At 46.7% G+C, this 3017-nt stretch carries 4 protein-coding genes; all 4 read right to left on the bottom strand.

Going from position 1 to position 3017, the window contains the following annotated elements; genetic code table 11:
• Positions 1-264 (bottom strand): cbb3-type cytochrome c oxidase subunit I (locus A3750_RS12760; protein WP_197475022.1); only part of this gene is annotated, 264 nt, incomplete at its 3' end.
• Positions 265-273: 9 nt separating this feature from the next.
• The gene (gene coxB, locus A3750_RS27335; RefSeq protein WP_068465692.1) at positions 274-1395 is read right to left on the bottom strand and encodes a cytochrome c oxidase subunit II; all 1122 of its coding nucleotides are present in this window, start codon (positions 1393-1395) and stop codon (positions 274-276) included.
• 209 nt (positions 1396-1604) lie between these two features.
• A complete protein-coding gene (locus A3750_RS12750) occupies positions 1605-1856 on the bottom strand; it encodes a YheV family putative zinc ribbon protein (protein WP_068452883.1) in 252 nt (83 codons plus the stop codon).
• Between the two features lies 1 nt (position 1857).
• A partial coding sequence (locus A3750_RS12745) for a M3 family metallopeptidase (RefSeq protein WP_197475021.1) occupies positions 1858-3017 on the bottom strand: 1160 nt, incomplete at its 5' end.

Below are 3017 nucleotides of genomic sequence, written 5' to 3'. Positions count from 1 at the left end.
CGCGCCAAACACCATAATGAGACCGTGCAAAGTCGTCATCTGGTTAAAGAAATCCGGCTCCACTAATTGCAAACCAGGTTGAAACAACTCAGCTCTTATCGTAAGGGCCATACAGCCGCCAACAAGAAACATTGCGAAACTGAACCACAGATACATCGAACCGATGTCTTTATGGTTAGTCGTAAACAGCCAACGAGCTATGCCTTTTGCAGGGCCGTGATGCTCATGCTCTTCGTGCGTAGGATTATCAATTACCGCGCTCATAAGCCCTCCTTATTTATTTTTATAATCGACGATGTCTTTAGCGGAAATATTGTCGCCAGTATCATTACCCCAAGCATTTCGCTCATAGGTAATTACCGCAGCAAGATCCACTTCACTAAGCTGAGCGCCGTAAGCCTGCATGGCAGAGCCTGGCACACCATCTACGACCACTTCGATATGCTTATCCAGCAGCTTGGTAGCAATTTCACTACCTGCAAGCGCTGGAAACGCTGGAGGAATGCCTTGACCGTTCGCCTGATGGCACGCAGCGCAGTTAGTCGCATAGACCTTTTCACCGCGCTCCATTTGCTCCTCTAGGGTAAAGGTTAGCTTGGCGAGTTCGGCAGCGGCTTTCGCCTCTTCCTGCTTCTTCACGAGCCATTCGTCGTATTCAGCTTGCTCTACAGCGCGCACAACAACCGGCATAAAGCCGTGATCCTTACCGCACAGTTCGGTACATTGCCCACGGTAAACACCAGGTTCATTGATGCGCGTCCAGCTTTCATTAATGAAACCAGGGATAGCATCTTTCTTTACTGCGAAATCAGGAATCCACCAGGAGTGGATCACGTCGTTTGCTGTAATCAAAAAACGAATCTTTTTACCCACTGGCACAACAAGCTCGTTATCGACTTCTAGGAGATAGTTTTCGTTTTTCTCTTTGGCGTTATAGATCTCTTCTTTTGGGGTCGATAGATTACTAAAGAAGTCGACGCCTTCACCCAGATACTCATAGCGCCACTTCCATTGATAGCCGGTGATTTTGATATCAACATCAGCATCAGAAGTGTCGTACATTTCAATTAAGGTTTTCGTGGCGGGAATCGCCATGACAATAAGGATGATCGCTGGCACGATGGTCCAGATAATCTCGATGGTGGTGTTCTCATGAAAATTTGAGGCTACCGCACCTTTGCTCTTACGGTGCTTAAAAATCGAATAGAACATCACCCCAAAAACCAAGACGCCTATCACAACACATATCCAGAAAATGGTCATGTGTAGGTCATAGACCGAGTGACTAACATCAGTCACCCCTCGAGGCATATTCAATCCATATTCTGCGCTAACATCCGCTGCATAAATTGCAGACAGCAGCAGACTCAGCACCATAACTAGGCGTGATCGCATTACGGGTCTCCACAGATTATTATTTTTGTTCCTGTGAGGCTTCCTACTACTGATTACTGCTTAAAAGAAGCTCAAGTAACAGTGACTTTATTTTTCTTGTGCCTAGTGAGTATAGCGATGAATTTTTTAGGTACGCAATGCTTTTTTTGGCTTTTTTATAACCAGCGCAGATTTTATTCAACTGCACCAAAATAGGTCGGCTAGCTAAACTAGTGGATAGACTTTGGATCGAGAATTTTCACAGCCGCAACATCGTCTTCAGCGCCGGCCTCTTCGAACTGATTAACGCGCGTTTGAATTTCACTTGAAACAACATTAGCCACCTGCTCTTCAGTAAAGTCGCACGACACACATTCACGCAAGCTTTTACCTTCTTTCTCGAAAGTAACAAGTCTATCCATCTCACCACAACGCGGGCAAACCGCCCCCGCAATAAATCGTTTAGCCGAACTATCTGCCATGTTAGACACCCATTTGCTTTAACAATGCTTCAGAGCTGGGCATTCTACCTCGAAACGACCTAAACATCTCTCCGATATCACCCGCACCACCACGCTCAAGAATCTGATTCTTAAACCGCGCACCCGTCTCTGCATTAAAAACACCTTCTTCCTCAAAAGCAGAAAACGCGTCGGCCGACAACACCTCCGCCCACTTATAACTGTAATAACCCGCGGCGTATCCGCCAGCAAAAATATGAGAGAAGGCATTTGCAAAACGCGCATAGTCTGGAACGGGAACAACAGACACCTCTTTCTGGACCTCCTCAAGACAAGATTGGATATCCGTTTTCTGACTTTGATATTGATGGTGTAAACGAAAGTCAAACAAGCCGAACTCTATTTGCCGAAGTGTTTGCATGCCAGACAAAAAGGTCTTAGCACTCAAGAGTTTCTCAATCATGATCTCAGGTAGCGCCTCACCGGTTTCAACATGACTGGAAAGAAATGCCAACGCCTCTCGCTGCCAACACCAATTCTCTAAAAACTGACTGGGCAGCTCCACTGCGTCCCATGGCACACCCGAAATACCCGACACTTCCGGATAGGCAACTGCCGTCAAACAATGGTGCAGAGCATGCCCAAACTCATGAAACAGCGTCACCATCTCAGAGTGTGTTAACAAACTCGGTTTATCTTCCGTTGGAGACGAGAAGTTGCATACAAGAAAAGCGACCGGACGAATCACACTATCGTCACTGAACAGCGTCAACTTATGGCAAGGCGCAACCCAAGCCCCGCCGCGCTTACCCTCGCGAGAATACAAATCCATATAAATATAGGCCTGCTCTTTGCCGTCTTTTTCAATACAAAAGCAGCGTGCATCAGGCACAGGTAAATCTACTCCATTAACTTCTTTCAATTGCACGCCGAACAGCCGACCTGCAACCTCAAACAAGCCGCTCAAAACAACAGGCAAAGGAAAATAGGGGCGAATCTCCTCCTGATCCAAATCAAACTGCTCCTTGCGCAACGATTCAGAAACAAAAGGCACATCCCAAGCCTCAAGACGACACAGCCCAAAGTGGTCTTTTGCGTAATCTGTAAGCGACTGCATCTCTCTTTTCGCCAAAGGCTTGGCTTTAGCGAAAAGCTCTTCTAGAAAATTCAGCACCTGCTCAG

Source organism: Oleiphilus sp. HI0079 (genome assembly GCF_001635105.1).
This window is presented reverse-complemented; position numbering and strand designations above follow the sequence as displayed.

Coding starts and splice junctions, on each gene's coding strand:
- coxB (WP_068465692.1), bottom strand. CDS start 1,395: ATGCGATCACGCCTAGTTATGGTGCTGAGTCTGCTGCTGTCTGCAATT.
- A3750_RS12750 (WP_068452883.1), bottom strand. CDS start 1,856: ATGGCAGATAGTTCGGCTAAACGATTTATTGCGGGGGCGGTTTGCCCG.